Origin of the sequence: Microcystis sp. M165S2 (assembly GCF_020245885.1) — a bacterium.
Classification (GTDB): Bacteria; Cyanobacteriota; Cyanobacteriia; order Cyanobacteriales; family Microcystaceae; genus Microcystis.
Map to the genome: position 1 here is coordinate 1 of NZ_JADBTZ010000207.1, position 3,737 is coordinate 3,737.

Here is a 3,737-nt window from a genome sequence, read left to right on the forward strand (position 1 = left end):
AGGGTTGCGCTTGCTTTGGTTTAACCTGAGCGACTTAGTTTTTGCTGCGCTTTTTTCTGGCTTGAGATTTTAGGTTCGACAGCAACTCCTTGATTGTTTTTTGAGTTACCCCTTGACAATCAAGACAGTCGCTACGTTCATCTTATATTTAATTCCGCCCACCTACTTAGAGAGTGGGGTGATGGGGAGTGGGGAAGTGGGGAAGTGGGAAGCTTTTTTTCAGTAAACAGTAAACAGTAAACAGTGAACTGATAACTGATAACTGATAACTGATAACTGATAACTGATAACTGATAACTGATAACTGATAACTGATAACTGATAACTGATAACTGATAACTGATAACTGATAACTGATAATTGATTGATTAGAGAATATCGCTGATGAGTAAACCAGTGATCAAAAGGAGAAGGATAGCGACACCGATATCTAAAGTTTTCGGGGAAAGACGACGAGCAATCCAATAACCGATCAGGACACCGAGGAGACTGGTAGCGATTAAAGCGCTGGCTGCCCCGGCAAAAACCACCCAGGGGGATTGGGATTCGGCGCTGATGAGAAGGGTGGCTAATTGGGTTTTATCGCCGATTTCAGCAAAAAATATGGTTAGGAAGGTGGAACTAAACACCGTCCAAAAACTCCAAGAAGGTGGATGATCTGGCTTTTTCTCGGTTGAGGCACTCAATTTGCTATCACTCATCGGCTAATTTAACAATATCGGGTTAAGAAATAATTTTCATACTTTTTTCATTTTAGCCCGACCGGTTTTCTGCCGATAGTTTCTGCTGTTGGGGGCGCTGTCTCCTCCCCCAATAGTTAAAAAACCCTAGTCGATCGAGGTAGAGTTTCCATCCTAGAGTTTAATAATTATTAGACTAGGACGAGCGCAAATCCCTTGGAGGTATAGCCCCTATGACCAGTGAAAGTGTTGTACACGACAGAGATTATACTCTGATTATTGACAAAAGTGGCAGTATGTCCACTGCTGATAAACCCAGTGAGAAAACCCGTTGGCAAATTGCCCAAGAATCCACCCTCGCCTTGGCTAGAAAGTGCGAGGAAGTCGATCCGGACGGCATCACTATCTATCTTTTTTCTGGACGTTTCCGACGCTATGATAATGTCACTTCCGATAAGGTGACACAAATTTATCAAGAAAATGAACCCATGGGGAGGACAGACCTAGCAGCTGTGCTTCAAGATGCCCTCGATAATTATTTTCAGCGCAAAACTGCCGGCAAAACTAAACCCAACGGAGAAACTATTCTGGTGATTACCGACGGAGAACCAGATGATCGCAAAGCGGTGATGCGTCAAATTATCGAAGCTTCTCGAAAACTCGATAGCGATCAAGAATTAGCTATTTCTCTGATTCAAGTAGGCCATGATCGACAAGCAACCGAATTTCTTAAAGCTTTAGACGATCAACTAGAAACGGCCGGGGCCAAATTCGATATCGTTGACACGATTACTATCGATGATATGGAAGATATGACCCTAGCGGAAGTTCTTCTCAACGCCATCACTGGTTAATTTCTGCCGGAGTAGGGGTGAAGATATATCACCCCTACTCAAGGAGGATTTAACTGCTAGTCAGGGCGACCAATTTATCTTTTTCCTCATCGGATAATTGATCCGATTGTCCGGTGATTTGTTTGTAGATTTTTAGATATTCCAAAGCGGATTTATACCAACTAAAATCTTGAGTCATTGCCCGTTGCTGTAGTTTTTGCCAATCCTGTTTATAACGGAAACTTTCCCAAGTCCGGATCATACAGGTAAACAGGTCTAAAGGTTCATAGCGATCGAAACTAAATCCCGTTCCTTTTTCCTGAATCGGGTCGTGGAAAGATACCGTATCGACTAAACCACCGGTGCGGCGTACCATGGGAATACAACCGTAACGCATGGCCATTAATTGGGAAATGCCGCAGGGTTCAAAACGGGAAGGCATTAACAAAGCATCGGCCCCCCCATAGATGCGACGGGAAAGGGCATCACTATAGAGAAGATGCAGGGACATTCGCCCCCGGAAACGGGAAGTCATCTCCCACAGTTGGGTTTCATAATAGCGATCGCCTGTACCTAAAATAATCAATTGAGCATCAGTATAGGTGAGAAAGCGATCTAAAATTTGCATCACTAGATCAATACCTTTTTGTTCCACCAAACGCGTCACCATCGCCATGACAAAGGCACTTTTACTGACCTGTAGCCCCACTTCTTCTTGCAGGGCAATTTTATTGATCAGACGTTTTTCGATGGTTTCTGGGGTAAAATTCTGCTTAAGATAAACATCTTTAGCAGGGTCATACACCTCCGTATCGATGCCGTTGACAATCCCCACCAGATTGCCGGAAATATAGGACAATAATCCCTCTAAATTTTCGCCATAAATGGGGGTCTGTATTTGACGAGCATAGGTGGGAGAAACGGTGGTGACGCGATTGGCAAATTGAAGCGCCGCGGCCATGGTATTATCGCCCTGCATATACCAAGGACACCAAGTCATTTTTTCTAATGCCTCCCGCCAAGGCCCCTGGTAGGCGAGATTATGGATAGTAAAAACGGTGCTAATATCGGGGTCTTGGTGCATCCAGACGGGAATCATGCCCGTATGCCAATCATGACAGTGAATAACTTGCGGTTTCCAGTAATTCCATGCGAATTCCGCCGCACCATTCGCAAATAGGGTAAATCGCCAGGCCTCATCTTCGCCTCCGTAGATATTGCGTCCAGAGAAAGCTAGATGACCAAAGAGGTAGAGAGGAATATCCGTATCGGGTAAAACCGTCTCATAGACTAAAAAATCATGAAACATGGCGAATCCTGACCAAATGGGTTCGGAAGGGATGTCCATTTTTTCCTGGAGAAAACCATAGTAGGGCAGAAAAATCCGCACGTCATGACCTAGCTGACGCAAGACTTTCGGTAATGCCCCAATTACGTCCCCCATTCCCCCAACTTTGGCAATTGGGGCGGCCTCGGCACCCACAAATAGAATTCGCATACTCTTCCCGCTTTACTTCACGACGACAAGAAATTTTAACAGATAAAACCACCCTAGCAGGATTTGCAAGCAGGTTATTATCGGATTAGCCTAGATTTTTCTTTAACCAACCAGAGAGCCCACGAGGGGCATAATTAGCTGTTTTGGACATTATTAAGTTTTGTCGCCTTTTTATTAAGCTTTAGCTGCTCGGCACCGATGCTGTCTGCTATTGTCGATTTAACCGACATTCCGCACATCTTCATATACTTTTATATATTTTTACATTCCCCAAGATGTTTTGACGAAAAACCTTCATTGTAGAAACTACTATTGAGAACATTTTCAATAATTGATTTTTTCTGAGAAAAAAAATTAAAATTCTTCACCTTGATAAAAATCAATCATTGTAGCTATAGTCCTTACTGGCAATGGATTGTAAGCAATATATTAGTAAAAATTATCAATTGAATGTTAATACTAAATCTGGTTATTAAAAACTGATTATTTATCCCCCCTTTTGCCTCTTGCATGAGTGCCTTTTGCCTGTCCTTATAAGTAGCCTATACTCAACGGATTTAGTATTGTAAAGTTTTGTAAAAAATATACGCAAATAACAGCAAACAACTGCTACTGTGGTTAGTGCCAGTTTACCTTACAGTTGAAACTATGAGATTATGCCAAGAAAAAGGGGATCAGTTATGACACTACTTGGAGGATGTGGAATCGATGGCAGTTACAAGGAAA

3 protein-coding genes are annotated in these 3,737 nt (G+C 42.9%); 1 reads left to right on the plus strand and 2 read right to left on the minus strand.

The window, feature by feature from the left end:
* Positions 1-368: 368 nt before the first annotated feature.
* Complete coding sequence (locus IM479_RS10835) at positions 369-701, minus strand: TMEM165/GDT1 family protein (RefSeq protein ID WP_287079209.1); 333 nt, start codon at positions 699-701, stop codon at positions 369-371.
* A 212-nt stretch (positions 702-913) separates the two neighbouring features.
* Here IM479_RS10835 and IM479_RS10840 point away from each other — a divergent pair, with 212 nt between their 5' ends.
* The gene (locus IM479_RS10840; protein ID WP_287675459.1) at positions 914-1,534 is read left to right on the plus strand and encodes a vWA domain-containing protein; all 621 of its coding nucleotides are present in this window, start codon (positions 914-916) and stop codon (positions 1,532-1,534) included.
* A gap of 49 nt (positions 1,535-1,583) precedes the next feature.
* Here IM479_RS10840 and glgA read toward each other — a convergent pair whose 3' ends face one another.
* Positions 1,584-3,011 (minus strand): glycogen synthase GlgA, encoded by a 1,428-nt coding sequence (gene glgA, locus IM479_RS10845; protein WP_287685084.1) that lies wholly within the window; start codon positions 3,009-3,011, stop codon positions 1,584-1,586.
* Between the last annotated feature and the right edge of the window lie 726 nt (positions 3,012-3,737).